Raw genomic sequence first — 25,065 nt, 5'->3', positions numbered from 1 at the left:
GGCCGTTGGGCCCACGCGACAGCTGATGAGGCGTCCCGCTCAGGCCGCATCTCCGCTCCCCTCCGGCGCGGGACGCATGCTGGGCGGATCCGGCAGGTACTCGCCGCGGCGTTCCGGGTCGCACCCCACCCGCGGCAGGCGCGCACGGATGCCGCCGGGACTGCGGGCGAGCTCCCGGGCGATGTCCGCGACGCTCTCCCCTGCGATCCACCGTCGCTCGAGTTGCGCGTCGAGCTCCGGTGTCCACGGCTTGCCCTGACCTGCCGGCCGGTCGCGGCCTCTTCGGCCACCCGGATCGGCCAGCGCCGCGTGGTGCCGCAGGGTCTCCGACAGCACCGAGCCGAGTGTCGCCGCCGCACCGGCGGCGACCTCGATCTGGCCGTCGGCCACCGGCTCGCCCTCGGCGCCGGCGGCGCCGACCCTGATCACGAGACGGTCGGCGAGCGCGTCACGGCCACCGCCCGGCAGCGCGGTGACCTCAATGGAAAAGGTGGTGTTACCGGCCCGGAGAGTGCTCCGGTGCTCTTCGATGATGTTCATGCCCGGCACGCTAGCGACCCTCACCGACAGTTTTCGGTCACCAAGCGTTGCCGGGTGGTCGCGAACCGAAATTGTCGTACCCCGGTCCTAACGTTGTTCACCTCATCGCGGACCACTGGGGGAGACATGAGGGAACACCAGTTCTGGCGGCTGGTCGCCGGGCGCACCGTCGCCGAGATCGGCGAGCTGCTGCGCGGGCGTCCGGCGCTGGAGGTCATCCGGTTCCACCACCACTTCCGGCGCCTGCACCTGCGGGCCTGCCGGTGGGACGTGTGGACGGCGTTCGGCCTGGTCCTCGGCGGCGCCGGGGCCGGTCAGCTGCGGGACGGCGTGTGCTGGCTGGTGCTGCGGGGGCGGCGCGCGTACCACCGGGCGCTGGTGGACCCGGACGTGCTGGCGAGCTTCCCGGCCGACCCGCTGGAGATCACCCGATCCGGCGAACTCGCCGGCCTCGCGCTCCGGCTGCTGGCCCCGCCGGGGACCGGCGAGGTGGCAGCGGCGTGCCGGGAGGCTCTCGCGTCGGTCCTGGGTGCGGCCGGTCCCCAGGGGTCGCCACCCGGCGAGCGGCCCGCGCTCGACGCCGCCACGCTGGCGCGCTGCTACCCGCGGCTCACGGCGCGGTACGGGCTCGTGGCCGAGCCGATCCGCGGGCTCACCCCGGTGAGGACGAGCCGATGACCAGGCATGAGCCGCGCGGTGTCGGCCGCGTGGACGGGCGGTCAGAAACGCACCGCGGCAAGCAGGGCGTCCCGCAGCTCGGTTGGCTGCCCGGACCCGGCACGGTCCGCACGGGTGCCGGGCGCGCCCTCCGGCTCCAGCAGCGGCTCGCGGACGGCGTCCGGGCCGTTGCCCTGCCGGCGCGGCGCCCCGGTAGCGAGCACGAGCCACACCGCGCCGGCAACGTGGACCGGCACCCGCTAGCGCAGCTCCGCCGGCTGCCCGAACCCGCCCCGGTCCTCGCGGGTGCCGGGCACGCCCTCCGGCACCGGCTCCGGCAATGGCTCATAGACCGCGTCCGGGCCGTTGCCCTGCCGGCGCGGCGCCCCGGTAGCGAGCACGAGTCACACCGCGTCGGCAACGTGGAACGGCGCCCGCTAACGCAGCGCCTCGCGCAGCTCCGCCGGGGGCCCGAACCCGCCCCGGTCCGCATGGGCGCTAGGCGCGCCTTCCGGCACCGGCTCGGGCGGTGGCTCATAGAGCCCGTTCGGGCCGCTGCCCCTCTGCCGCGGCGGCAACGCACCGGTAGAGAGCACCAGCCGCACTGCGCCAGCCCCGCGGGCGGGCGCTCGCTAACGCCGCGCCTCGCGCAGCTCCGCCGGCCGCCCGAACCTGCCCCGCTCGGCACGGACGCCAGGTACGCCCTCCGGCACCGGCTCGGGCAGTGGCTCATAGACCGCGGCCGGGCCGTTGCCCTTCCGGCGCAGCGGAAACGCCCCGGTGGCGAGCAGCAGCCGCACCACACCGGCCGCGCGAGCGGGGGCGAACTAACGCAACGCGTCGCGCAGCTCGACCAGCTGCCCGAATCCGCCGCGACCCCCACGGGCGCCGGGCGCGCCTTCCCGCACCGGCTCAGGCAGTGGCTCGTAGATCGTGTCCGGGCCGTTGCCCTTCCGGCGCGGCGGCAACGCCCCGGTGGCGAGCAGCAGCCGCACCACACCGGCCAAGCGGACCGGCGCTCGCTAACGCAGCGCCTCGCGCAGCTCCGCCGGCTGCCCGGGCCCGCCCCGGTCCGTGCGGGCGCCGGGCGCGCCCTCCGGCACCGGCTCCGGCAGTGGCTCGCAAACGGCGTCCGGGACGTTGCCCCTCTGCCGCGGCGGCAGCGCTCCGGTGGCGAGGTAGTCCGCGATCCGATCGTCCACGCACGCGTTGCCGGACAGCGAACCGGCGTGCGTGGTGCCGCCCGGCTCCGCGATCAGGCTCGACTGCGGGAACCGGCGGCGCACCTCGAGGTTGCCCTCGAACGGGGTGGCCGCGTCCAGCTCCTCCCCGATCAGCAGTGCGCCCGCGACATCACGGCCGTCCACGTCGGCCGGCTTGCCTGCGGGCACCGGCCAGGTGCGGCACGGCGCGTTGTACCAGGCGTTGCCCCAGGTCTCGAACGGCGCCTTCGCGTGGGTGATCCAGTTGTCCACCTTCCAGGTGGTCCAGTTCCGCGGCCAGGGCGCGTCGGTGCACTGCACGGCGTTGTAGACGGCGAACCCGTTGTCGTCGCCGGGCGAGTTCGTCTTGTCGTAGCGGGTCTTGAGCGTCTGCCAGTCCCGCTGGTGCACCCAGCCCGCGAAGGCCTCGGCCAGTCCCGTCCAGGTCGACTGGTAGTAGCCGGCCTGCAGGAAGATGTCCGTCCACTCCGCCGGGCCGATCACGCCGCCCGCCGGCGCCTGGGTCAGCTCGCGTTGCTGGGCGTACCACAGGTCCTCGACGGCCTTGCCCGTCGTGCCCAGGTGGTAGACGTCGTCGTGGCGGGCGATCCAGTCGAAGTAGATCTTGATGTTGCGGTCGAAGGCCACGTCCTGGTCCAGGTTGGCCTGGTAGAACACCTTGCGTGGGTCGACGTTGCTGTCCAGCACCATCCGCCGGACCCGCTGCGGGTACAGCGTGGCGTACACCTGGCCGAGGTAGGTGCCGTAGGAGAAGCCGTAGTAGTTGATCTGCTCGGCGCCCAGCGCCTGGCGCAGGCTGTCGAGATCCTGCGCGACGTCGGTGGTGCGCATGTGCCGCAGCAGCGGGCCGTTCTTCTCGCACGCCGCGGCGTAGTCGCGGGAGCGCTGCAGCCAGGTCCGCTCCAAGTCCGGTGTGGACGGCACATAGGCAGGGCGGTTGTACGCGAAGTGCTCCGGGTCGCAGGACAGCGCCGGCTTGCTGGCCCCGACGCCGCGCGGGTCGAAGCCGATCCAGTCGTAGGACGCACCCGCGTCCTTCGGCACGGCCCGGCCGATCGTCGACAGCGCCAGCCCGGAGCCACCGGGACCGCCGGGGTTGACGAGCATCACGCCCTGGTAGTCGGCGCTCGTGTGGCGGACGCGCGAGACGGCGAGCGAGATCTTCGCGCCGGCCGGATCCCGGTAGTCCATCGGCACCTCGAGGAAACCGCATTCGGCGCCGGCGCGAGCCAGGCCGGCCGCTCCGCACGGGCCCCAGCTGATCGGGGCGGGCGTGAACTCGGCGGGCGGTGGCGGTGCGGCGGCCGCGGGCACCGCCACCAGGCAACTCGCCAGCGCACCGGCCGCGAGGATCGCGGGCACGAGCTTGCTCACAGTGCTCCTTCTCGTCGACTGTGCGGTCAGAACCTCACGACAAGATCGTGGATCACGGCGCTTTCCGCCAGCCGACTCGCGGCGGGATCCTGGATGCCACCCGACGGGGAAGGAACTGCGGATGGACGACGCAGACGAACTGGTCCGGGCGGCGCGCTCGGGGCTGGCGGAGCTGGCCGATCCGGTGAAGGCGGCGCACATGCGCCGGTACCTGAAGTCCGAGATGGACTTCCGGGGCGTGTACAAACCAGAGCGGGCGAAGCTGGCGCGGCGCGTCTTCGCCGAACATCCGCTGCCCGACCGGGAATCGTTCGTCGCGGCGGTCCTGGCGCTGTGGCGCGAGGCCGCCTTCCGGGAGGAGCGCTACCTGGCGATCGACCTCAGCGGGCACCGGGCCTACGCGCGGTTTCAGGACCACACGCTGATGCCGCTCTACGAGGAGATGATCGTCACGGGCGCGTGGTGGGACTACGTGGACGACGTCGCCATCCACCGTGTGGGGCCGATCCTGCGAGCCGACCGGGAGCGGATGACGCCGGTGCTGCGGCGCTGGGCCCACGACGAGGACAAGTGGCGGCGCCGGACGGCGGTGATCTGCCAGGTGACCGCCAAGGCGGACACCGACCGCGACCTGCTGGCATCGGCGATCGAGGCCAACCAGGACGACCGGGACTTCTTCCTGCGCAAGGGAATCGGCTGGGCGTTGCGCGACTACGCGCGCACCGAGCCGGACTGGGTGCGCGCCTTCGTCGAGGCGCATCCCGCACTGTCGCCGTTGTCAGTGCGGGAAGCGCTCAAACACCTCGGCGGTGGACGGCCCTAGGCGCGCAGCTCCGCGCCGTGGCGCGAGGCCGCTTCGGCCACGGCGGCGTCGCGCGCCTGCGTCGCCTCCTCCACGGTGAGCGTGCGGTCCGGGGCGCGGAAACGCAGCTTGTAGGCCAGCGACCGCTTGCCCTCGCCGACCTGGTCGCCGGTGTAGACGTCGAACAGCGAGGCGTCCTCGAGCAGATCGCCGCCGCCGGCCACCAGTGCCTCAGCGAGATCCGCGGCGGGCACCTTCGCGTCCACGACCAGCGCGACGTCGAGCAGCACCGGCGGGTACGGCGAGATCACCGGGGCCGGCCTGCGGTCCTGCAGCGGGATCGCGTCCAGGTCCAGTTCCATCGCCACGGTCCGCTTGGGCAGGCCGAGCGCCTCGATCACCTTGGGGTGCAGCTCACCGGCGTGCCCCACGGGCCAGTCGCCGACGAGCAGCTCGGCGCAGCGGCCGGGGTGCCACGGCGCGAGCTCGGCGTTGCGCACCCGCAGCTCGACACCGGCGGCCTGGCCGACCAGGCGCGCGGCCTGGACGGCGTCGGCCCACCCGGCCTGCTCGCCCTTGCCCCACCAGCCGGCCTGCTCGCGCTGGCCGGCGAGCACCACGGCCACGTGCTGCGGCTGGGCGGGCACCGCCGCCTCCAGCTGCGCCAGGTCCTCGTCCGTCGGGCGTCCGCCGACCCCGAGCTCCGGCATCGGCACGGGGCTCGCGCCGGGCAGGACGACCTGTCCGATGTGGAACAACGCGAGGTCCTTGAAGCCGCGGGAAGCGTTGCGCTGCAACGTCTCCAGCAGACCGGGCAGCAGGGTCGTCGCCAGGCGGTCCTTGTCCGCCTCCAGCGGGTTCCGCACCTGCACCGTCTTGCGGCGCACGTCGTCGGCAGGCAGGCCGAACGCGTCCCACACCGTCTCGCCGACGAACGGGAACGGCTGGACCTCGACGTAACCGGCCTCAGCCAGCGCCCGCGACACGGTGCGGCGGCGCCGCTGCGCAGCGCTCAGACCGGTGCCGGCCGGGGCGGTGGGCAGCACCGACGGGATGCTGTCGTAACCCTCGAGCCGCAGCACCTCCTCGACGAGGTCGGCAGGCTGCTTCAGGTCGCCACGCCAGCTCGGCGGCGTCGCGGTCACCGTCGCGACACCGTCGTCACCCGCGCCGACCGTGACCTTGCAGCCGACCTGGTTCAGCCGCCGGACGGTGACGCCACGCTCGTAACGCACGCCGGCGACCTGGTCGGGCAGGCTGATCGGCATCGTGATGGGCGACGGCGGCTCGACGGAGCCGACGTCGGTGCGGCCGGGCTGGATGCTGCCGTCGCCGTAGGTGCGCAGCAGGCGGGAGGCCCGCTCCACCGCCGCCGCGCAGACCTGCGGGTCGGTGAACCGCTCGAACCGCTTCGCGGCCTCGGAGAACAGCTTGTGGCGCCGCGCGGTGCGGCTGATCGACGGCGGGTCCCAGTGGGCGCCCTCGATCAGCACGTCGGTGCTCTCGGTGCTGATCTCGGTGCTCGCGCCGCCCATCGTGCCCGCCAGCGACACCGGGCCGCGCTCGTCGGCGATCACGACGTCGTCGGCGTCGAGCGTGCGCTCCACGTCGTCGAGGGTGGTGAGCTTCTCCCCCGGCTTCGCGCGGCGGACGACCAGGCCGCCCTGCAGCGACGCGGTGTCCCACGCGTGCAGGGGCTGACCCAGTTCGAGCATGACGTAGTTGGTGACGTCCACGGCCAGCGAGATCGACCGGATCCCGGCGAGCAGCAGGCGGCGGCGCATCCACCACGGGGTCGGGGCTCCGGCGTCCAGGCTGGTCACCCGGCGCACCACGAACCGGTCACAGCCGGTGGGGTCCTCGATCTCGACCGGCCAGGCCTCGCCCTCGGCCGGCGGCAGGTCGAGCGCGGCCGGGTCGCCGAAGGGCACGTCGAGCGCGGCGGCCAGCTCGCGCGCCAGCCCGCGGACCGACAGGGCGTAGCCGCGGTCGGGGGTCGGCGTCAGCTCCAGGACGGTGTCACCGAGGCCGAGCACCTCGTGGCCGGAGTCGCCGGGGCTGGCCGTCGACGGCGGGAGCACCAGGATGCCGGTGTGGTCGTCGCCGAGGCCCAGCTCGCGGGCGGAGCAGATCATGCCGTCGCTGACGCGGCCGTAGGTCTTGCGCGAGGTGATCTCGAACGGCCCGGGCAGCACCGTGCCGGGCAGCGCCACGACGACCAGGTCGCCCTCGACGAAGTTGGTGGCGCCGCAGATGATGCCGCGGGTGCGGATGCCGGAGGGGCCCTCGTCGTCGGCGGGCTCGTCCTCGGAGGCCTCCTCGCCGACGTCGACCCGGCAGAACCGGATCGGCTTCTTGAAGCCGGTCAGCTCCTCGATCTCGGCGACGCGGCCGACCACCAGCGGCCCGGTGACCTGGTCCAGCGGCCGGACCTCGTCGACCTCGATGCCGATGCGGACGAAGGCCTCGGCCAGCTCCTGCGGTCCGACCTCGCCGGCATCCAGATGCTCGAGCAGCCAGCTGACGGGGACTCGCACTTAGGCCTCCGTTCCGAAGGGAAGGGTGAAGCGGACATCGCCCTCGACGATGTCGCGCATGTCGGGGATGCCGTTGCGGAACTGCAGGGTCCGCTCGATGCCCATGCCGAACGCGAAGCCGGAGTAGACGTCCGGGTCGACGCCACAGGCACGCAGCACGTTCGGGTGCACCATGCCGCAACCGCCCCACTCGACCCAGCCGGGGCCGCCCGCCTTCTCCTCGAACCAGACGTCGACCTCGGCGGAGGGCTCGGTGAAGGGGAAGAAGTGCGGGCGCAGCCGGGTCTTGGACTTCTCGCCGAACATCGCGCGGGCGAACGCGTCGAGGGTGCCCTTGAGGTGGGCCATCGTGATGCCCTTGTCCACCGCGAGGCCCTCGACCTGCGAGAACACCGGGGTGTGGGTGGCGTCCAGCTCGTCGGTGCGGTAGGTGCGGCCGGGGCAGACGACGTACACCGGCAGGTCGCGGTGCAGCAGCGTACGGGCCTGCACCGGCGAGGTGTGCGTGCGCAGCACCAGGCCGGAGCCCGGCTCACCGGCGTAGAAGGTGTCCTGCATCTGCCGGGCGGGGTGGTCCTTGGCGAAGTTGAGGGCGTCGAAGTTGAACCACTCGGCTTCCAGCTCGGGGCCCTCGGCGACCTCCCAGCCCATGGCGACGAAGACGTCGGCGATCCGCTCGCTCACCGTGGTGAGCGGGTGCCGCGCGCCGCGCGGGATCCGGTCCCACGGCAGCGTGACGTCGACAGCCTCCTCGCGCAGGACGCGCTCGTCCCGCTCGGCCAGCAGCGTGGCCCGCCGGGCGTCGAACGCGGCCTGGATGGCCTGGCGCGCCTCGTTGACCCGCTTGCCGACCTCGGCCTTCTCCTGCTTGGACAGGGAGCCGATGGCGCGGCGGGCGAGCATCAGCGGCGAGTGGTCACCCAGGTGGGCCGGCTTCACCGCGGCCAGGGCGTCCAGGTCGCCTGCGGCCTGGAACTCGGCCTCGGCGTGCTTCACCGCCGCCCCCAGGGTCTCGGGCGAGGTTGCCTCGGCCGGGTTCAGGTCCTGCTTCTCGGTGGCTCCGGACATAACTCCTCGGTGTCCGCTGGACGGGATCCGCCGTGCGAGGTGCACACGTGACGATTACCGCTGGATTCTAGGCGATCGCGATCCGGGACCGGCGCGTCACCCGGCCGGACGACGGGCCGCCATCGCGCTGGTGTAGAGGCACACGGCGGCCGCCGTGGCCAGGTTGAGGCTCTCCGCCGCGCCGTAGAGCGGAATCCGCACCGGCAGGTCGACGGCGGCGAGGACCTCGGGCGAGAGCCCGTGGGCCTCGTTGCCGAAGACCCAAGCGGTGGGCGCGGCGGCGTCGACCGAACCCAGCTCGGTCTCGGCGTAGCCGTGGGCGGCGAGCAGGCGCAGCCCGGCCTCGCGGCAGGCGGCGAGCGCCGCAGCGGTGTCGCGCACACGCGCAAGAGGGAGGTGGAAGAGACTGCCCGCGGAGGCGCGGACGCACTTGCCGTTGTGCGGGTCGACGCTGTCGCCGGTGAGGATGACCGCGTCGGCGCCCGCCGCGTCGGCGACCCGGATGACGGTGCCGGCGTTGCCGGGGTCGGCCACGCCGTCGAGCACGGCGACCAGCGTGGCGGTGCTGCCGAGCAGCCCGTCGAGGGGACGGTCGAGCAGTGAGCAGACGGCCACGATCCCTTGCGGGGTCACGGTTTCCGACAGCCCGGCCGCGGCGCGGTCGGTGATCGGCGAGACCCGCACGCCCGCTTCGCCCGCGGCGTCGACCAGGTCCGGATGAGCCTGGGCGGCGCGGTCGGTGACGAACAGCTCGTGCACCGCGCCGGGATCGCGGGCCAGTGCCGCGCCGACGGCGTTGGCGCCTTCGGCGAGGAACCGGCCGGTCTTGTCGCGCTCGGCGCGGCGCGTCAGGCGCCGCGCAGCAACGACCCGGGGGGTCCGTTCGGTGAACGGAGCCGCCCCGGGCCGGGTCAGATCGGTGTGCTCGCTCAGGCCGACTTCTTCTCGTCGCTCGGCCCGGTCGTCACGTTCTGCTTCGCCAGCTCGGCCAGCGCGGTGAACGCCGCGGGGTCGTTGACGGCGAGGTCGGCGAGGATCTTGCGGTCGACCTCGACACCAGCGGCCTTGAGGCCCTGGATGAAGCGGTTGTAGGTCACGCCGTTCTGGCGGGCGGCCGCGTTGATGCGGGTGATCCACAGCTGGCGGAAGTCACCCTTGCGGGCACGGCGGTCCCGGTAGGCGTAGTTGAGCGAGTGGAGCATCTGCTCCTTCGCCTTGCGGTACAGCCGCGAGCGCTGGCCGCGGTAACCGCTGGCCAGTTCGAGAGTTGCGCGACGCTTCTTCTGGGCGTTGACCGCCCGCTTGACGCGTGCCACGGGTCCGTCCTGTCGATCTCAGGGGGCGCGGTCGGCGCCCCGGGGGGTTTACGGCGGAAGAGGAGAGGCGTCAGCGGCCGAGGAGCCGCTTGACCCGGCCGACGTCGTTCTTGGCGACCTCGCCGGTGCCCTCCAGGCGGCGGGTGACCCGGCTCGACTTCTTCTCCATCAGGTGGCGGCGGCCGGCCTTCTGGCGGCGAAGCTTGCCGCTGCCGGTGACCCGAATCCGCTTCGAGGTCCCGCTGTGCGTCTTCATCTTCGGCATTGAGTGCTCTCTTTCATGGTGCAGCACACCGGAGATCCCGGTGTGCTGCGAACTGCGTCGGTCGCGGCGCCCGTCAGGAGTCGACGGGTTCCTTGGCGGCCTTCTGCTTGGGCTTGGCGTTCTTGTGCGGCGCCAGCACCATGATCATGTTGCGGCCGTCCTGCTTCGGGGACGCCTCCACATAACCGAGCTCGGCCACGTCCTCGGAGAGCTTCTGCAGCAGCCGGAAACCCAGCTCCGGCCTCGACTGCTCACGACCGCGGAACATGATGGTCACCTTGACCTTGTTCCCCGCGGCGAGGAAGCGGGACACGTGCCCCTTCTTCGTCTCGTAGTCGTGCTGGTCGATCTTGGGGCGCAGCTTCTGCTCTTTGATGACGGTGAGCTGCTGGTTACGGCGTGACTCGCGGGCCTTCTGCGCGCTCTCGTACTTGAACTTGCCGAAGTCCATGAGCTTGCAGACCGGCGGGCGCGCCTGCGGGGCGACCTCGACGAGGTCGAGATCCGCTTCCTGGGCGAGCCTGAGCGCATCCTCGATCCGGACGATGCCGACCTGTTCGCCGTTCGGTCCGACGAGCCGGACCTCGGGAACGCGGATGCGTTCGTTGATGCGTGTCTCGGCGCTGATGTGGCCTCCTTGGTCCGAGGTGTGTTGTCTAGCCTGCTCGACCTGGTGCCCACATACCACGGGCCCCGTCCCAGGCCTGATGGCCAGGATGCGGGGCCCTGCTTTCCGATCACGTCCGACGGCTACGACGAACGTTCCGCCGCCACGGGCAACGCCCGTTGGCGGGACCGGACCCGGCTGCCTCGTGCGGCGGCTCGGGTGGGAGCGGGGCTCCACTTGCCGCCCCCGATTCCTCGGGGACTGGTCGCACGTGGAAGGGTACCAGACGTGCTTGACGATGGTTCCAACGCGCCCGACCCGGGCGATATTTCCCCGCCCGTCCGCGACCTGCAGGACATCCCCAGCGTCGAGGTCATCAGCAGGGCCGCGGTGATGCTGCTGTCCGCGGCGGCCGAGCGGCTCGGGCTCGCCGACGAGGACCCGGACACCAGCCCGCACCGCGACCTCGACGAGGCCCGCAGGCTGATCACCGCGCTCGCCGGCCTGGTCACCGCCTCGGCCGAGTACCTCGGCGTGCACGCCGCTCCCCTGCGGGACGGGCTGCAGTCGCTGCAGAAGGCGTTCCGGGAGGCCTCGGCCGTGCCGGACGCGCCGGGCGAGGGCCCTGGCGAGAAGTACACCGGCCCCGTCTACTGACGAGTCGGCCCGCAGAACGACAAGGTCCGGACAACGCCCGGCAGGGGACTCCCTGCCGGGCGTTGTCGCGTCGACCCGGAAGCATTCCGGCCGGGAATCAGTCCACCACGGCCAGCAGGTCGATCTCCACCAGCAGGCCCTTCGGCAGCCCGACGTACACGGTGGTGCGGGCCGGGTACGGCTCCGGGATGAGCTGGTTGTAGACCTCGTTGAACTCGGCGAAGTGGCCGGTGTCGGTGAGGTACGCGCGCACCATCACGACGTCCTCCCAGCCGGCGCCGGCCTCGGTGAGCACCGCCTCCAGGTTGCGGAACACCTGGCGCGTCTGCTCACCCACGGAGGCGCCGACGACCTCCCCGGTCTTCGGGTCGAACGCGACCTGCCCGGCCAGCTGGAGGATGTTGCCCTTGCGCACGGCCGGCGAGTAGTTCGCCGCGGCCTTGGGGGCGTTCTCCGTGGTGATCGCGACCTTCGCCATGTAGGAGTTCCTTCCTCATCGGGTCCACCCGTTGTGGGTGGACGCGTCCTCGGCGGCGGCCCGCAGGTCCGGCAGCAGCGCCAGCAGGCCGTCGTAGTCCAGCAGCACCTTCGGCACCGACAGGGACACCGCCGCGAGCACCGCCCCACCCGGTCCGCGCACCGGCGCGGCCACGCAGTGGATGAAGTCCTCGTGCTCGGCGTTGTCCACCGCGTACCCGCGCTCCGCGACGCGCGCGAGCTCGGCCAGGTACTCGTCGGCCGTGGTGATCGTGTTCGCGGTCAGCCGCGGGTAGTCCAGGTCGCGCGCGACCTTCTCCCGCTGGGCCTCCGGCAGCGCGGCCACCAGGACCTTGCCGACCGCCGTGCAGTGCAGCGGCGCGCGCTTGCCCACGCGGGAGTACATCCGCACGCTGTGCCTGCCCTCGTACTTGTCGACGTAGACGACCTCGCCGTCTTCGTAGGTGGCCAGGTGCACGGTGTGCCCGGTGCGGTCGTTGAGCGCGGCCAGGGCGGGCGCGGACTCGCGCCGCACGTCCCGGCCCTCCAGCGCGCGGTTGGCCAAGTCGAACAGGGCGCTGCCGAGCCGGTAGTGCCGCGCGCCCTCGCGCTGCACGAAGTGCTGCGCCTCCAGGGTGCGCAGCAGCCGCAGCACCGTCGACTTGTGCACGCCGAGCGCGTCGGCGAGCTCGTCCAGGGTGGTCGCGCCGCCGGCGAGCGCGGTCAGCAGGCTCAGCCCGCGATCAAGACTCTGGCTCACGTTCGCTCCATTGACCTGCCACGAACCGGATGCTACACCTATCGCATTCATTTTGCGCAACGTGCGTTGCACAACACGCAACGGAGTTCGAATGGCTTCCTCCGAGTGCACCCTCGACCCGGCCGCGCTGGCGGCGATCGCGGGCGAACGGCTCGACTGGCGGTTCAAATCCCTCCCCGCCGACCTGTGGGGGCTCACCCTCGCCGAGGCCGCCGCGCGCCGGCCCGGCCTGTTCACCGGCGGTTTCGTCGGTCCGGTGGTGGTGCTGGAGGCGGACGCGCTGGAGCACAACCTGCGGACCATGGCGGAGTGGTGCACCAAGGTCGGCGTCCGGCTCGCGCCGCACGGCAAGACCACGATGGCGCCGCAGCTGTTCGCGCGGCAGGCGGAGCACGGCGCGTGGGGCATCACCGCGGCCAACGCGAGCCAGCTGCGGATCTACCGCGCCTTCGGCGTGTCCCGGGTCCTGCTGGCCAACCAGCTCGTCGACCCCGCCGCACTGCGCTGGCTGGGCGCGGAGCTGGACGCGCACCCGGAGTTCGAGTTCAGCTGCTGGGTGGACTCGGTCGCCTCGGTCGAGCTGATGACCGAGGCGCTGCGCGGGACACGCCGCCAGGTCGACGTGCTGGTCGAACTGGGCGGCGACGGCGGGCGCACCGGCGCGCGTGACCTGGACACCGCGCTGGCGATCGCCGAAGCCGCGCACGCGAGCCCGGCCCTGCGACTGGCCGGCACCGGCGGCTACGAGGGCGCGCTGGCCCACGACCCGGGCCCGGAATCGCGGCGAACGGTCGACACCTGCCTCGGTCGCCTGCGCGAGCTCACCGCCGCGATCGGGCGTCGCGGCCTGTTCGCCGGGCTGGACCAGGTGATCGTCACGGCAGGCGGCAGCGCCTACTTCGACCAGGTCGCCGCCGCGCTCACCGGGGACTGGGACGGCCTGCCGGTGGTGCCGGTCCTGCGCAGCGGCGCCTACCTGACCCACGACGACGGCTTCTACCGCGGCATCTCCCCGCTCGGCGAGCAGCCGCGCATCGCCGGGACCCCGCAGTTCCGCTCCGCGCTGCGCGCCTGGGCCCAGGTGACCTCGCGTCCGACCGGCGACCTCGCCCTGCTGACCCTGGGCAAGCGGGACGCCTCCTTCGACGAGGGCCTGCCCGAGCCGCAGTGGCACCGGCGTCCGGGTGAGCCACCGGCGAAGCTGACCGGCCACACCGTCACCGCGCTCAACGACCAGCACGCCTTCGTCGCGCTGCCACCGGATTCGCCGCTGCGGGTCGGCGACTGGGTCGGGCTCGGCCTGTCCCACCCGTGCACCGTGTTCGACAAGTGGCCGCTGCTGCCCGTGGTCGACGGCGACACCGTCGTGGACTTCGTCCGCACCTACTTCTAGGAGTCCACAATGGACCTCGTTCTGCGTGGCGCGCGGATCGCCGACGGCACCGGCGCTCCCCTGTTCCGGGCCGACGTCGGTGTCGAGCACGGCCGGATCGCGGACATCGGTCCCGGCCTGACGGGCACGCGGGTGATCGACGCGGACGGGCTGGTGCTCGCGCCCGGTTTTATCGACATGCACTCGCACTCCGACCTGCAGCTGCTCGCCGCGCCGGACCACCTGGCGAAGGTGTCCCAGGGCGTGACCACCGAGGTGCTCGGCCAGGACGGGCTGTCCTACGCCCCGGTCGACGACACCGCGCTGGCCGCGCTGCGCGAGCAGCTCGCCGGCTGGAACGACGACCCGCCCGGGTTCGACTGGAACTGGCGCTCGGTCGGCGAGTACCTGGACCGGCTGGACCGCGGCGTCGCCGTCAACGCCGCCTACCTGGTCCCGCAGGGCACCGTCCGGATGCTCGCCGTCGGGTTCGACGACCGGCCTGCCACGGAGTCCGAACTGGACCGGATGCGCGAGCTGGTCGCGACGGGCCTGGACGAGGGCGCGGTCGGCATGTCCTCGGGCCTGACCTACACCCCGGGCATGTACGCCGACGACGACGAACTGGTCGCGCTGTGCGAGGTGGTTGGCGCGCGGGGCGGCTACTACAGCCCGCACCACCGCAGCTACGGCGCGGGCGCGCTGGAGGCGTTCGCGGAGATGGTCGAGGTGTGCCGCCGCGCGAAGTGCCCGCTGCACCTGGCGCACGCCACCATGAACTTCTCCGTCAACAAGGGCCGGGCGCCGGATCTGCTGCGGCTGCTGGACGACGCGCTCGACGACGGCGTCGACATCACCCTCGACACCTACCCGTACCTGCCCGGCGCGACGTACCTGTCCGCGTTGCTGCCGAGCTGGGCTGCCGAGGGCGGGATCGACGCGACACTGGAGCGGCTGACCGATCCGGAGACGCGGGAGCGGATCCGCGCCGAGATCGAGGAGACCGGTTCCGACGGCGCGCACGGCGTGCCGATCGACTGGGAGTGCATCGAGATCAACGGCGTGCGCAAGGCCGAAAACGCCCACCTGGTCGGGCTTTCGGTGGCCGAGTCCGCCCGGCGCGCCGGGGTGCCCGCCGCGCGGCTGTACTTCGACGTGCTGGTCTCCGAACGGCTCGGCACGTCGTGCCTGATGCACGTCGGGCACGAGGAGAACGTGCAGGCGATCATGCGCCACCGCACGCACACCGGCGGCAGCGACGGCCTGCTCGTCGGCGACCGGCCGCACCCGCGGGCCTGGGGCACCTTCCCCCGCTACCTCGCGCGGTACGTGCGGGAGCTGGGCGTGCTGGACCTCGCCGACTGCGTCGCGCACCTGACCGGGCGGGCCGCACGACGGCTGCGGCTGACCGACCGCGGGCTGGTGAAGCCGGGATACGCGGCCGACCTGGTGCTGTTCGACCCGGACACCGTGGCCGACACGGCCACCTTCGACGACCCGCGGCAGCAGGCCGCGGGCATCCCCTACGTCTTCGTCAACGGCGTCGCGGCCATCGACGACGGCAGGCCCACCGGCGCGCTCGCCGGCCGTTCACTCAGGAGGTCCGCTTGATCGACTGGCTGCAGCACTCCACCGGAGGGCTGCTCACGCTCGCGGCGGTGTCGATCGCCGTCCTGCTGGTCATGATCATCCGGTTCAAGACCGAACCGTTCATCGCCCTGATCATCGTCGGGCTGCTCACCGCGCTGGCGGCCGGGCTGCCGGTCGGCACGATCGTCGGCACCGCGCAGAAGACGTCGGACTCGTTGCTGGAAAAGGGTTTCGGCGGGATCCTGGGGCACATCGCCGCGATCATCGGTCTCGGCACGCTGCTCGGCGCGATCCTGGAGAAGTCCGGCGGGGCGCGGGTGCTGACCGGCGCGCTGCTGCGGGCCTTCGGCGAGAAGCGCGCGCCGCTGGCGATGGGCCTGGCCGGCCTGATCTTCGGCGTTCCGGTGTTCTTCGACATCGGCATCTTCGTGCTGGCGCCACTCGTGTACGTCGCCGCGCGGCAGGGCGGCCGGTCGCTGCTGCTGTACTGCCTGCCGCTGCTGGCCGGGCTGTCCATGACGCACGCGTTCATCCCGCCGCACCCTGGCCCGGTGGCCGCGGCCGGGCTGTTGCACGTCGACCTCGGCTGGATCATCCTGATGGGCGCGGTGTGCGGTCTGCCCGCGTGGTTCCTCGCCGGCGTGGTGTTCCCGTCGTGGATCGGCAAGCGGATGAACATCGAGGTTCCGGCGGAGATGATCGTCGACGAGGACGGCGAGGAGGGGCCCGGGCCGTCGCTGGGGCTGGTGTCGGCGATCATCGCGGTGCCGCTGGTGCTGATCCTGGCCGGCACGTTCGGCAGCATCTGGCTGCCGAAGAACTCCGCGGCCGCGGGGGTGGCGGCGTTCGTCGGCACGCCGGCGGTGGCGCTCACGATCGCCGTGCTGCTCGCGTCCTGGCTGCTGGGCACGCGCCGCGGGATGACCGGCAAGGAGCTGTCCGCGCTGTCGGCCGCCGCGCTGCGCCCGGTGGCGATGCTGCTGCTGGTGGTGGGCGCGGGCGCGTTCTTCGGCGCGGTGCTGTCGGCGACCGGGATCGGCAAGGCGGTGGCCGACTCGCTGCAGGCCGGTGGCCTGCCGGTGATCGCGGCCGCCTACGTGATCAGCTGCGGGCTGCGGCTCGCGCAGGGTTCGGCGACGGTCGCGATCGTGACCACCGGCGGCATCATCGCGCCGAGCCTGGCCGATGCCGGGTACTCGCAGGCGCAGCTGGCGCTGATCGTGGTCGCGATCGCCGCCGGGTCGATCATCGCCTCGCACGTCAACGACGGCGGGTTCTGGATCGTGTCGCGGTACTTCGGGCTGACCGTCGGCGAAACGCTCAAGACCTGGACCGTCCTGGAAACCATCCTGTCCGTGTCGGGGTTCGCGATGTCCGCGATCCTGATGGCGATCGTGTAGGAGGAGTGCCGTGCCGGACATCCGCCGCCGCACCTTTCTCGGCGCTACCGGCCTGCTGGCCGTTCCGGTGACCATCCCCTCGTCGCCGCCGCGGGTGGCTTTCGTGGGCAGTTACGCCGCAGGCCTGGACGTCGCCCTCGCCGGCGAGGCGGGCCTGCGGCGCGGGTTCACCGTGCCGGGCGTGCCCGCCGCGTCGTGGTTCGCGTTGTCGGCTGACAAGAAGCTGCTGTACGCGACCAACGAGACCGAGGACGGCACGGTCACCGCGGTCGACGTGCGTGATCCGCTGAAGCCGGCGGTGCTCGGCAGCCGTTCGACGCTCGGGGCCGGTCCGACGCACCTGTCGGTGGCCGGGCGGCACCTGCTGACTGCGAACTACACGTCGGGATCGCTGGTGGTGCACCCGATCCGGCGCGACGGGACGCTCGGCGAGGCCACGGACCTGGTGCGGCACGCGGGCGCGCAGCCGCACGCGCACCAGGTCCTGCCCGATCCGTCCGGCCGGTGGGTGCTGGCCGTGGACCTGGGCACGGACTCGGTGTACGTCTACCGGCTCGACGCGGGGAAGCTGGTCGCCCACCAGCAAGTCTCGCTGCCCGCGGGGACCGGGCCGCGGCACCTCGCGTTCCATCCGGGCGGGCGCGCGTTGTACGTGGCGTGCGAGCTGGACCCGGCGGTCGTGCCGGGCACGTGGGACCCGGTGCGCGGCGAGGTCCGGCTCCGCGACGCGGTGCCGGTGGGCGTGCGGGACCAGGACTACCCCGGGGAGATCGCGGTGGCCCCGGACGGCCGGTTCGTGTACGTCTCGGTGCGTGGCGCGAACACGATCGCGGCGCTGCGCACCGGTCGCGCGCTGACGCCGGTGCAGGCGGCGCCGACGGGCGGGAACTGGCCGCGCCACTTCACCTTCGACGCGTCCGCGCGCCGGATGTACGTGTCGAACCAGCGTTCCGGGACGGTCACCTGGCTGCCCCGCGATCCGGCGACCGGACGGCTCGGCGCGGCGGAGGGCGAACTGGCGGTGCCCGAGGTCGCCACCGTGTTGTTCCGCTGAGGGAGTTACGCAGTGGTAATGGTCTAGACCTTGTGGCGAGGTGAACGTCCGATTTAGGCTCTGTTGCCAATAGCGAAACGCACATTGCGTGACACGCAACGGAGGCTGCGTTGAGAATCCGTCGTACCCTCGCCGCGCTCGCGGTCGTGGCCACCGCCGCGGCCTGCGCGCCGGCCCAGACCGGGCCTGCCGGGCCCGGTGGTGACGAGAAGACCGGAACCCTGCGGGTCTGGCTGTTCGACGAGGCCAACCGCGCGCCCAAGGAAGCGGTCGTGAAGGACGCGGTCGCGGAGTTCGAAGCCGCGCACCCCGGAGTCAAGGTGGACGTCCAGTGGATCCCGGTGGAAGGCCGCGCGGACCGGTTCTCCGGCGCCTTCAACGATCCCGCCAGCGCGCCGGACGTCGCCGAGTTCGGCAACACCGACGTCGCGAGCTACGCCCAGACGGGCGCGCTCGCCGACCTCACCGAGGACATCCGCGCCTGGCCGGAAGGCGCCGGGCTGCAGGCGAGCGTCCTGGACACCGCGAAGGCGGACGGCAAGACCTACGGCATCCCCTGGTACACGGGCATCCGCGCGCTCTACTACCGCACCGACGTGTTCGCCGAACTCGGCCTGCGGCCGCCGGCGACGCTGGCCGAGCTCACCGAGACCGCCCGCGCGATCCGCGCCGCGCGGCCCGACCTGTACGGCATCTCGGTCGGCGGCAAGTACACCTACGCGCTGCTGCCGTTCGTGTGGGCCCACGGCGGCGAGGTCGCCCGGAACACCGGCGGCGCCTGGCGCGGCGACCTCACCTCGCCCGCCACCGCGGCCGGGGTCAGCGCCTACGCGAGCCTGCTCAGCCCAGGCATCTGCCCGCCGGAGCAGTGCGCGAACTCCACCGGCACCCAGAGCGTGCAGGCGTTCGCCGGGGGCAAGGCCGCGATGACGATCGGCGGCGACTTCAACCGCAAGGCCGTGGAAGCCGGCGCGGTGCGGGGCAAGTACGCGGTCGTGCCGCTGCCCGGCACGCAGCCGGGGTCGGTCGCGCCCGCGTTCGCCGGTGGCAACCTGCTCGGCGTGTTCCGCGCGACCACCCACCGCAGCCTGGCCACCGAGTTCGCCGAACTGCTCGCCGGGGCGAAGTACCAGGCGCGGATGTACGAGGCGATGGGCAACCTGCCGACGCTGACCGCGGTGCAGAACCAGGTGGCGGCGAGCGACCCGTTCCTGGAGCCGTTCGTGGCGACGCTCAAGGCGGGCACGAAGTTCGTGCCGTCCAGCCCGGCCTGGTCGCGCATCGACGCGCAGGGCGTGCTGCCGACCGCGGTGCAGCAGATCGCGACCGGGGAGAAGAGCCCGGACGCCGCGCTCGCGGCCGCGAACGAGGCGATGAACCAGGCCTTCGGCGGCTGACGTGGCCACCCCGAACCTGCTGGCGCCCGAGGCGCCGACAGCGCCGCCCGCACCGTCCCCGCGCCGCCGCAGGCGCGGGGACGGCCCCGCCGCCGTCCGCTACCTCGCCCCCGCCGCGATCCTGCTGCTGGTGGTGCTGGCCTACCCGATCTACCAGCTCGTCGTCATCTCGTTCTACGACTACGGGCAGGCCGAGGCGGCGGGCAACGCGCCGCTGCGGTTCCTCGGGCTGGCGAACTACGTGGAACTGCTCGGCAGCGCCACGTTCTGGACCGTGCTCGCCAAGACCGTCGTGTTCGCGGCGGTGTGCGTGGTGGGCAGCCTGGTGGCGGGCACCGGGCTGGCGGTGCTGGCGAGCAAGGTCCGCGCGGTGCCCCGCACGCTGTTGTTCCTCGCCGCGCTCGGCGCGTGGGCCACCCCCGCGGTGGCCGGGTCCTACATCTGGCTGTTCCTCTTCGACGCCGATTTCGGCCTGGTCAACGAGGCGCTGGCGTCACTCGGGTTCGGCGGCATGGCCGGGCACTCCTGGACCTTCGGCGCCACCAGCGCGTTCGGGCTGGTGGCGCTGGAGGTGATCTGGTGCTCGTTCCCGTTCGTCCTGGTGACCATGTACGCCGGGATCCGCGCGGTGCCCGCCGAAGTGGTCGAGGCGGCCACTTTGGACGGTGCGGGCGCGTGGCGGACGACGACCTCGGTGCTGCTGCCGATGGTGCGGCCGATGCTGCTGATCGCGACCGTGCAGTCGATCATCTGGGACTTCAAGGTGTTCACGCAGATCTACGTGATGACCAGCGGCGGTGGCGTCGCGGGACGGAACCTGGTGCTCAACGTCTACGCCTACCAGCAGGCCTTCGCCGGTTCGCGCTACGGCCTCGGCGCGGCGATCGGGGTGGTGATGACCGTGCTGCTGCTGTCCGTCACCGGGCTGTACGTCCGGTCCCAGCGGGCGGGGCTGGCATGACGACGCTGGTGCGGAAACCGGGCCGCACGCTCGCCGAGATCGTCACCGTGCTCGTCGCCGCCGTGGTCGCGTTCCCGCTGTACTGGATGGTGCTGACCGCGCTGAAACCACCGGGCGAGGTGCAGTCGGCCGCGCCGTGGACGTTCGCGCCGTCGCTGGACTCCTTCCAGCGGGTGCTGACCGTGTCCGGGTTCGGCCGGTACTTCCTCAACAGCCTGGCGGTCGCGCTCGTCGTGGTGGCGCTGTCGCTGCTGTTCGCCTTCCTGGCCGCGGTGGCGCTGACCCGGTTCCGCTTCCGCGGCCGCACGGTGCTGCTCGTGATGCTCCTGGTCGCGCAGATGGTGCCGGTGGAGGCGCTGACGATCCCGCTGTTCTTCCTGATGCGCTCGGTGGGGCAGGTGGCGCCCGCGTTCGGGCTCAACGAGCTGGGCTCGCTGGTGCTGGTGCACCTGGCGTTCAGCCTGCCGTTCGCGATCTGGATGCTGCGCGGTTTCGTCGCCGCGGTGCCCGCCGAACTCGAAGAGGCGGCGAAGGTGGACGGGGCGAGCCGGTTCCGGTTCGTGTGGCAGATCCTGTTCCCGCTCGTGGCGCCCGGCCTCGTGGCGACGAGCGTGCTGTCGTTCATCCACGCGTGGAACGACTTCCTGTTCGCCAAGACGTTCATCATCTCCCGCTCGGAGAACCAGACGCTGCCGCAGGCGATCCTGGTGTTCTTCAAACCGGAGGAGAACGACTGGGGCGCGATCATGGCGTCCTCGACGCTGATGACCGTGCCGGTGCTGGTGTTCTTCGTGCTCGTGCAGCGCAGGCTGGTCGGCGGCATGGCCGGGGCGGTGAAGGGGTGATCCCGCTGACCGCGCTGCTCCCCCGGCCGGTGTCGGTCACCGCCGCGCCCGGGACGTGCCGGTGGCCGGCGCCGGTCGAGGTGCGGGCGGCGGACCTGCCCGCGGAGGGCTACCGGCTCACGATCCGGCCGGACGGGGTGCTGATCGAGGCGCCGGACGCCGCGGGCGAGTTCTACGCGCGGCAGACGCTGCGGCAGCTGATCGGGCCGGACGCGTTCCGCGCCGTGCCGCTGCGCGGAACGGCGGAGCTGGCGTGCGGGACGGTGGTGGACCACCCGCGGTTCGCCTGGCGCGGCTGCCTGCTCGACGTGGCGCGGCACTTCCGCACCAAGGCCGAGGTGCTGCGGTTCACCGACCTGCTCGCCGCGCACAAGCTGAACGTGCTGCACCTGCACCTCACCGACGACCAGGGCTGGCGCGTGGAGATCCCGGCGTTCCCGCGGCTGACCGAGGTGGGGTCGTGGCGGCGGGAGTCGATGGTCGGCCGCCACGACGGCCCGGAGCGCGACGGGCGGCCGCACGGCGGGTTCTACACCGGCGACGACCTGCGGGAGATCGTCGCCTACGCGGCGGCGCGGGCGATCACGGTGGTGCCCGAGATCGACGTGCCCGGCCACTCGCGCGCGGCGATCGCCGCGTACCCGGAGCTGGGCGGCGGGCGCGAGCTCGACGTGTGGACGTCGTGGGGCGTCAGCACCGACCTGCTGGACCCGTCGGAGTCCACAGTGGAGTTCTTCCGCGCGGTCTTCGACGAGGTGCTGGACATCTTCCCGTCCGAGGTGATCGGCGTCGGCGGGGACGAGGCGCCTGGCGCCACACCGGAGCACGGCAAGTTCACCGCGCGGATGATCGAGCACCTGCACGCGCGCGGCCGGCGGGCGCACGCCTGGGACGAGGTCCTGGACGCCGGGACCGCCTTGCCCGCCGGCACCGTGATCGGCGCGTGGCGGGACGAAACCCAGGTGGCACGGGCGATCGACGCCGGTTGCCAGGTCGTCGCGTGTCCCGAGCAGGCGGTGTACCTCGACCACCGGCAGGCCGACGGCGACGACGAACCCATCCCGGTCGGGTTCGTGCGGACTCTGGCCGACGTCCACCGCTGGGAGCCGCCGTCCGGGGTGCTCGGGGCGCAGGCGCAGGTGTGGACCGAGCACCTGGACTCGGTACGGCGGGTCGACTACGCGACGTTCCCGCGGTTGTGCGCCTTCGCCGAGGTCGTGTGGAGCCCGCCCGAACGCGATGGCGCGGAGTTCCACACGCGGCTGGCCGAGCACCACCTGCCGCGGCTGGACGCACTCGGCGTGGAGTACCGGCCCCTCGACGGGCCGCGCCCGTGGCAGCGGCGGCCGGGCGTGCCGGGCCGGCCGCGATGACGGCCGGGCCGGCGCCCGCGGTCACTGCTGCGGCGCGAAGCCCTGCTGGAACTGGCCCTGTCCCTGCTGCCCCTGTGCCTGCGGCTGCTGCTGGTACTGCTGCTGCGCGGCCTGCTGCGCGCCTGCGTCCGTGCCGTCGGGCACCACGTACACCGCCGTGCCGTAGGCGGCGATCTCGCTCGCGGTCTGGGCGATCTCGTTGCAGTCGAAGCGCATGCTCAGCACCGCGTTCGCCCCGAAGGCCATCGCCTCCTGGCAGAGCCGCCCCAGCGCCTCGTACCGCGAATCGGACAGCAGCTTCGACAGGCCCTTCAGCTCGCCGCCCGCCATCGCCTTGAAGCCGGCGCCGAGGTTGGAGAACATGTTCCGGCTGCGCACCGTCAGCCCGAACACCTCGCCGTACACGCGCACGACCCGGTAGCCGGGCAAATCGTTCATAGTGGACAGCAGGATCGGGAACCGGGGCTGCTGCTGGTAAGGCTGGCTCATGCCGCGGATCGTAGCGTCCTTCACGTCACGGCCCGGTACCAAACCTCCGGCCGCCCGACCTGTCCGTATCGCGGCTCTCGTCGCGCGAGTCCGTTGTCCGCGAGGTATTCCAGGTACCGCCGCGCGGTAACCCGGGACACCCCGGTCGCGGTGGCGGCCGCGCCCGCGGACAGCCCGTCCGGTTCGTCCCGCAGCGCCGAGACCACCGCGTCCAGGGTCTGCCCGCTCATCCCCTTGGGCAGGGCCGTCGCCACCGGCGAGCGCAGCGCCGCGAACGCCCGGTCCACCTCGGACTGCCCGACCTCGCCGGTTTCCCCGAAACTTTCCCGGAACTTCGCGTACCGGTCGAGCTTGTCCCGCAGCGAGGCGAAGGTGAACGGTTTGATGAGGTACTGCACGATCCCGACCGACACCGCGGCCTTCACCACCGCCAGGTCCCGAGCCGAGGTCACCGCGATGACGTCCACCAGGTTGCCCGCGGCCCGCAACGCCCGGCACACCGCGAGGCCGTGTGTGTCGGGCAGGTAGAAGTCGAGCAGCACCAGGTCGGCGGTGTCGCGCTCGAAGAACCGCAGCGCCTCCGCGCCCGAGTGGACGACCGCGGCGACGGTGAACCCGGCGACCCGCTCCACGTAGGTCCGGTGCGCCTCGGCGGCGACCGGGTCGTCCTCGACCACGAGCACCCGGATCACCGCGGCACCTCCTGCCGCACCGGCAGGCGCACGGTGAACACCGCGCCCTCCCCGGAGGCCACGTCCACCCGTCCGCCGTTGCGCCGCACCACCTGCCCGACCAGCGCCAGGCCCAGTCCGTGACCGTCCGGTTTGGTCGTCCAGCCGCGCTCGAACACGCGCCGCCGCGCCTCGTCCGGCACGCCCCGGCCGTTGTCGGCGACCCGCAACAGCAGCTCCTCCCCCTCGATCTTCGCGGTCACCGTGACCCGCGGCCGCTCCGGCCGCTCACCCGCGGCCTCGATGGCGGCGTCGATCGCGTTGTCGATCAGGTTGCCCAGCACGGTGATCAGGTCACGTGGCTCGATGCCGGTGTCGGTGTCCTCGATGGCGGTGTCCTCGGTCAGCACCAGTTCGGCGCCGCGCTCGCTGGCCTCGGCGGTCTTGCCGAGCAGCAGCGCGGCCAGCACCGGTTCGGACACCGCGCCGACCACCTGGTCGGTGAGCCGCTGCGCGATCTCCAGCTCCGCCGTGGCGAACTCGACCGCTTCCTGGGTGCGGCCCATCTCCACCAGGGACACCACCGTGTGCAGGCGGTTGGCCGCCTCGTGCGCCTGCGACCGCAGCGACTCGGCGAGCCCGCGCGCGGTCGTCAGCTCGCCGGTGAGCAGCTGCAGGTCGGTGTGGTCGCGCAGGGTGACGACGGTGCCGTGGTCCTTCGCGCGGGCGCGGGACCGCACCGGCGCGGTGCTCACCACCAGCACCCGCACGTCGGTCAGGTGGATCTCGTCGCGCCGCGGCTCCTGGCCGCGCAGCGCCCCGACCAGGCTCGGCGGCAGCCCCAGCTCGGTGACCGGCTTGCCGGTCGGGTCCGCGCCGAGGCCGAGCAGCTCGCGGGCGGCGTCGTTGCACAGCACCACCCGCTCGTCCGCGCCGACCAGCACGAGCCCCTCGCGCACCGCGTGCAGGGTCGCCTCGTAGTAGGCGAAGATGCTGCTCAGCTCGGCCGGGGCGAGACCACGGGTCTGCCGCCGCAGCCTGCTGCTGACCAGGTAGCTGCCCACGATGCCCACCACCAGGGCCGCGCCGGCCACCGCGGCGAGCGTCCAGATCCGCTGCGCCAGCGCCGCCGAGATGGCGTCGACCTTGATGCCTGCCGACACCAGCGCGACCACACGCCGCTCCGCGTCGAACACCGGCACCACCGCGCGCATCGACGGGCCGAGCGTGCCGGTGTAGGTCTCGGTGTAGACCCGGCCCTGCCGCGCGACGTCGATCGTGCCGAGGAACCGCTGCCCGATCAGCTCCGGGTTCGGGTGGGTGTAGCGGATGCCGTCCGGGTCCATGATCGTGATGAAGTCGACCCCGGTGTCGCGTCGCACCTGCTCGGCGAAGGGTTGCAGTTCGGTGCTCGGAGCGGGCAGTCTCAACGCGGAGAGCACCGTCGGCGAGTCGGCGAGGGTGCTCGCGATGGCGACCACCTTGTCCTGCGCGCGGGCCTCCACCGCGCGGGCGGCGTCGAAGTAGGCCAGCAGCGCCCCGACCGCGACCAGCACGGCCACTCCCGCCACCTGCAGCAGGAGCAGCTGCCGCGCGAGGCTCCAGCGCCTGCTCGTGATCCGCACCCCGC

Annotated in this window: 27 protein-coding genes; 11 read left to right on the top strand and 16 right to left on the bottom strand. The window is 72.7% G+C overall.

The window, feature by feature from the left end; all coding sequences use genetic code 11:
* Nucleotides 1-39 precede the first annotated feature (39 nt).
* Entirely contained in the window at nt 40-540 is a 501-nt protein-coding gene (locus tag L2C96_RS30665; protein ID WP_237338675.1) for a helix-turn-helix domain containing protein, read from the bottom strand.
* Between the two features lie 126 nt (nt 541-666).
* Here L2C96_RS30665 and L2C96_RS30660 point away from each other — a divergent pair, with 126 nt between their 5' ends.
* On the top strand, nt 667-1,218 hold the full coding sequence (locus L2C96_RS30660) for a DUF4240 domain-containing protein (RefSeq protein ID WP_020420422.1): 552 nt from the start codon (nt 667-669) through the stop codon (nt 1,216-1,218).
* Nucleotides 1,219-1,259: 41 nt separating this feature from the next.
* On the opposite strand, the gene L2C96_RS30655 is transcribed toward L2C96_RS30660, so the two are convergent.
* The 4 genes from L2C96_RS30655 to L2C96_RS30640 form a co-directional block, all read right to left on the bottom strand.
* Nucleotides 1,260-1,454 carry a hypothetical protein gene (locus L2C96_RS30655; RefSeq protein WP_237338674.1) on the bottom strand — a complete coding sequence of 65 codons (195 nt, stop codon included), beginning with the start codon at nt 1,452-1,454 and terminating at the stop codon, nt 1,260-1,262.
* Nucleotides 1,455-1,457: 3 nt separating this feature from the next.
* Entirely contained in the window at nt 1,458-1,598 is a 141-nt protein-coding gene (locus tag L2C96_RS30650; RefSeq protein ID WP_237338673.1) for a hypothetical protein, read from the bottom strand.
* 426 nt (nt 1,599-2,024) lie between these two features.
* Nucleotides 2,025-2,204: a hypothetical protein gene (locus L2C96_RS30645; RefSeq protein WP_237338672.1), complete on the bottom strand. Its 180-nt coding sequence runs from the start codon at nt 2,202-2,204 to the stop codon at nt 2,025-2,027.
* A gap of 15 nt (nt 2,205-2,219) precedes the next feature.
* On the bottom strand, nt 2,220-3,794 hold the full coding sequence (locus L2C96_RS30640; RefSeq protein ID WP_237338671.1) for an alpha/beta hydrolase: 1,575 nt from the start codon (nt 3,792-3,794) through the stop codon (nt 2,220-2,222).
* Nucleotides 3,795-3,915: 121 nt separating this feature from the next.
* On the opposite strand from L2C96_RS30640, the gene L2C96_RS30635 reads away from it, so the two are divergent.
* Nucleotides 3,916-4,617, top strand: coding sequence for a DNA alkylation repair protein (locus L2C96_RS30635; RefSeq protein WP_237338670.1), 702 nt, complete (start codon nt 3,916-3,918; stop codon nt 4,615-4,617).
* Here L2C96_RS30635 and pheT read toward each other — a convergent pair.
* The 6 genes from pheT to infC form a co-directional block, all read right to left on the bottom strand.
* A complete protein-coding gene (gene pheT / locus L2C96_RS30630) occupies nt 4,614-7,133 on the bottom strand; it encodes a phenylalanine--tRNA ligase subunit beta (protein WP_237338669.1) in 2,520 nt (839 codons plus the stop codon). The two genes, L2C96_RS30635 and pheT, sit on opposite strands and share 4 nt — an antisense overlap.
* Nucleotides 7,134-8,201, bottom strand: coding sequence for a phenylalanine--tRNA ligase subunit alpha (pheS, locus tag L2C96_RS30625; RefSeq protein ID WP_237338668.1), 1,068 nt, complete (start codon nt 8,199-8,201; stop codon nt 7,134-7,136).
* A gap of 96 nt (nt 8,202-8,297) precedes the next feature.
* A complete protein-coding gene (locus L2C96_RS30620; protein WP_272883473.1) occupies nt 8,298-9,116 on the bottom strand; it encodes a TrmH family RNA methyltransferase in 819 nt (272 codons plus the stop codon).
* 14 nt (nt 9,117-9,130) lie between these two features.
* Nucleotides 9,131-9,517, bottom strand: coding sequence for a 50S ribosomal protein L20 (rplT, locus tag L2C96_RS30615; RefSeq protein WP_017981981.1), 387 nt, complete (start codon nt 9,515-9,517; stop codon nt 9,131-9,133).
* A 70-nt stretch (nt 9,518-9,587) separates the two neighbouring features.
* On the bottom strand, nt 9,588-9,782 hold the full coding sequence (rpmI, locus tag L2C96_RS30610) for a 50S ribosomal protein L35 (protein ID WP_020420415.1): 195 nt from the start codon (nt 9,780-9,782) through the stop codon (nt 9,588-9,590).
* A gap of 73 nt (nt 9,783-9,855) precedes the next feature.
* Nucleotides 9,856-10,470, bottom strand: a complete 615-nt coding sequence (infC, locus tag L2C96_RS30605; RefSeq protein ID WP_017981979.1) for a translation initiation factor IF-3 — start codon at nt 10,468-10,470, stop codon at nt 9,856-9,858.
* A gap of 207 nt (nt 10,471-10,677) precedes the next feature.
* Between infC and L2C96_RS30600 the strand changes: the two genes are divergently transcribed.
* Nucleotides 10,678-11,046 (top strand): DUF1844 domain-containing protein, encoded by a 369-nt coding sequence (locus tag L2C96_RS30600; protein WP_027930669.1) that lies wholly within the window; start codon nt 10,678-10,680, stop codon nt 11,044-11,046.
* A gap of 97 nt (nt 11,047-11,143) precedes the next feature.
* Here L2C96_RS30600 and L2C96_RS30595 read toward each other — a convergent pair whose 3' ends face one another.
* Both L2C96_RS30595 and L2C96_RS30590 read right to left on the bottom strand, forming a co-directional pair.
* A complete protein-coding gene (locus L2C96_RS30595; protein ID WP_020420413.1) occupies nt 11,144-11,524 on the bottom strand; it encodes a RidA family protein in 381 nt (126 codons plus the stop codon).
* A 15-nt stretch (nt 11,525-11,539) separates the two neighbouring features.
* A complete protein-coding gene (locus tag L2C96_RS30590) occupies nt 11,540-12,283 on the bottom strand; it encodes an IclR family transcriptional regulator (protein WP_020420412.1) in 744 nt (247 codons plus the stop codon).
* Between the two features lie 91 nt (nt 12,284-12,374).
* On the opposite strand from L2C96_RS30590, the gene L2C96_RS30585 reads away from it, so the two are divergent.
* From L2C96_RS30585 to L2C96_RS30550, 8 genes are all read left to right on the top strand, one after another.
* Nucleotides 12,375-13,676 carry an amino acid deaminase gene (locus L2C96_RS30585; protein ID WP_237338666.1) on the top strand — a complete coding sequence of 434 codons (1,302 nt, stop codon included), beginning with the start codon at nt 12,375-12,377 and terminating at the stop codon, nt 13,674-13,676.
* Nucleotides 13,677-13,685: 9 nt separating this feature from the next.
* Nucleotides 13,686-15,266: an N-acyl-D-amino-acid deacylase family protein gene (locus tag L2C96_RS30580; RefSeq protein ID WP_237338665.1), complete on the top strand. Its 1,581-nt coding sequence runs from the start codon at nt 13,686-13,688 to the stop codon at nt 15,264-15,266.
* The gene (locus L2C96_RS30575) at nt 15,263-16,645 is read left to right on the top strand and encodes a GntP family permease (protein ID WP_237338664.1); all 1,383 of its coding nucleotides are present in this window, start codon (nt 15,263-15,265) and stop codon (nt 16,643-16,645) included. Before L2C96_RS30580 ends, L2C96_RS30575 begins: the two co-directional genes overlap by 4 nt.
* Before the next feature lie 10 nt (nt 16,646-16,655).
* Entirely contained in the window at nt 16,656-17,699 is a 1,044-nt protein-coding gene (locus tag L2C96_RS30570) for a lactonase family protein (RefSeq protein WP_237338663.1), read from the top strand.
* 110 nt (nt 17,700-17,809) lie between these two features.
* Nucleotides 17,810-19,096 carry an extracellular solute-binding protein gene (locus tag L2C96_RS30565; protein ID WP_237338662.1) on the top strand — a complete coding sequence of 429 codons (1,287 nt, stop codon included), beginning with the start codon at nt 17,810-17,812 and terminating at the stop codon, nt 19,094-19,096.
* Between the two features lies 1 nt (nt 19,097).
* The gene (locus tag L2C96_RS30560; protein WP_237338661.1) at nt 19,098-20,057 is read left to right on the top strand and encodes a carbohydrate ABC transporter permease; all 960 of its coding nucleotides are present in this window, start codon (nt 19,098-19,100) and stop codon (nt 20,055-20,057) included.
* Complete coding sequence (locus L2C96_RS30555; protein WP_237338660.1) at nt 20,054-20,902, top strand: carbohydrate ABC transporter permease; 849 nt, start codon at nt 20,054-20,056, stop codon at nt 20,900-20,902. Before L2C96_RS30560 ends, L2C96_RS30555 begins: the two co-directional genes overlap by 4 nt.
* Entirely contained in the window at nt 20,899-22,275 is a 1,377-nt protein-coding gene (locus L2C96_RS30550) for a beta-N-acetylhexosaminidase (RefSeq protein ID WP_237338659.1), read from the top strand. The genes L2C96_RS30555 and L2C96_RS30550 overlap by 4 nt, the downstream gene beginning before the upstream one ends.
* 21 nt (nt 22,276-22,296) lie before the next feature.
* On the opposite strand, the gene L2C96_RS30545 is transcribed toward L2C96_RS30550, so the two are convergent.
* The 3 genes from L2C96_RS30545 to L2C96_RS30535 are packed head-to-tail and all read right to left on the bottom strand — an operon-like array spanning nt 22,297 to nt 25,060.
* Nucleotides 22,297-22,764: a YbjQ family protein gene (locus L2C96_RS30545; RefSeq protein WP_020420403.1), complete on the bottom strand. Its 468-nt coding sequence runs from the start codon at nt 22,762-22,764 to the stop codon at nt 22,297-22,299.
* A 20-nt stretch (nt 22,765-22,784) separates the two neighbouring features.
* The gene (locus L2C96_RS30540) at nt 22,785-23,456 is read right to left on the bottom strand and encodes a response regulator (RefSeq protein WP_020420402.1); all 672 of its coding nucleotides are present in this window, start codon (nt 23,454-23,456) and stop codon (nt 22,785-22,787) included.
* Nucleotides 23,453-25,060, bottom strand: a complete 1,608-nt coding sequence (locus tag L2C96_RS30535) for an ATP-binding protein (RefSeq protein ID WP_237338658.1) — start codon at nt 25,058-25,060, stop codon at nt 23,453-23,455. Before L2C96_RS30535 ends, L2C96_RS30540 begins: the two co-directional genes overlap by 4 nt.
* Nucleotides 25,061-25,065: the final 5 nt, after the last annotated feature.

This window comes from Amycolatopsis tucumanensis, assembly GCF_021654135.1.
In the GTDB taxonomy this organism is placed as follows: domain Bacteria; phylum Actinomycetota; class Actinomycetes; order Mycobacteriales; family Pseudonocardiaceae; genus Amycolatopsis_E; species Amycolatopsis_E tucumanensis.
This window is presented reverse-complemented; position numbering and strand designations above follow the sequence as displayed.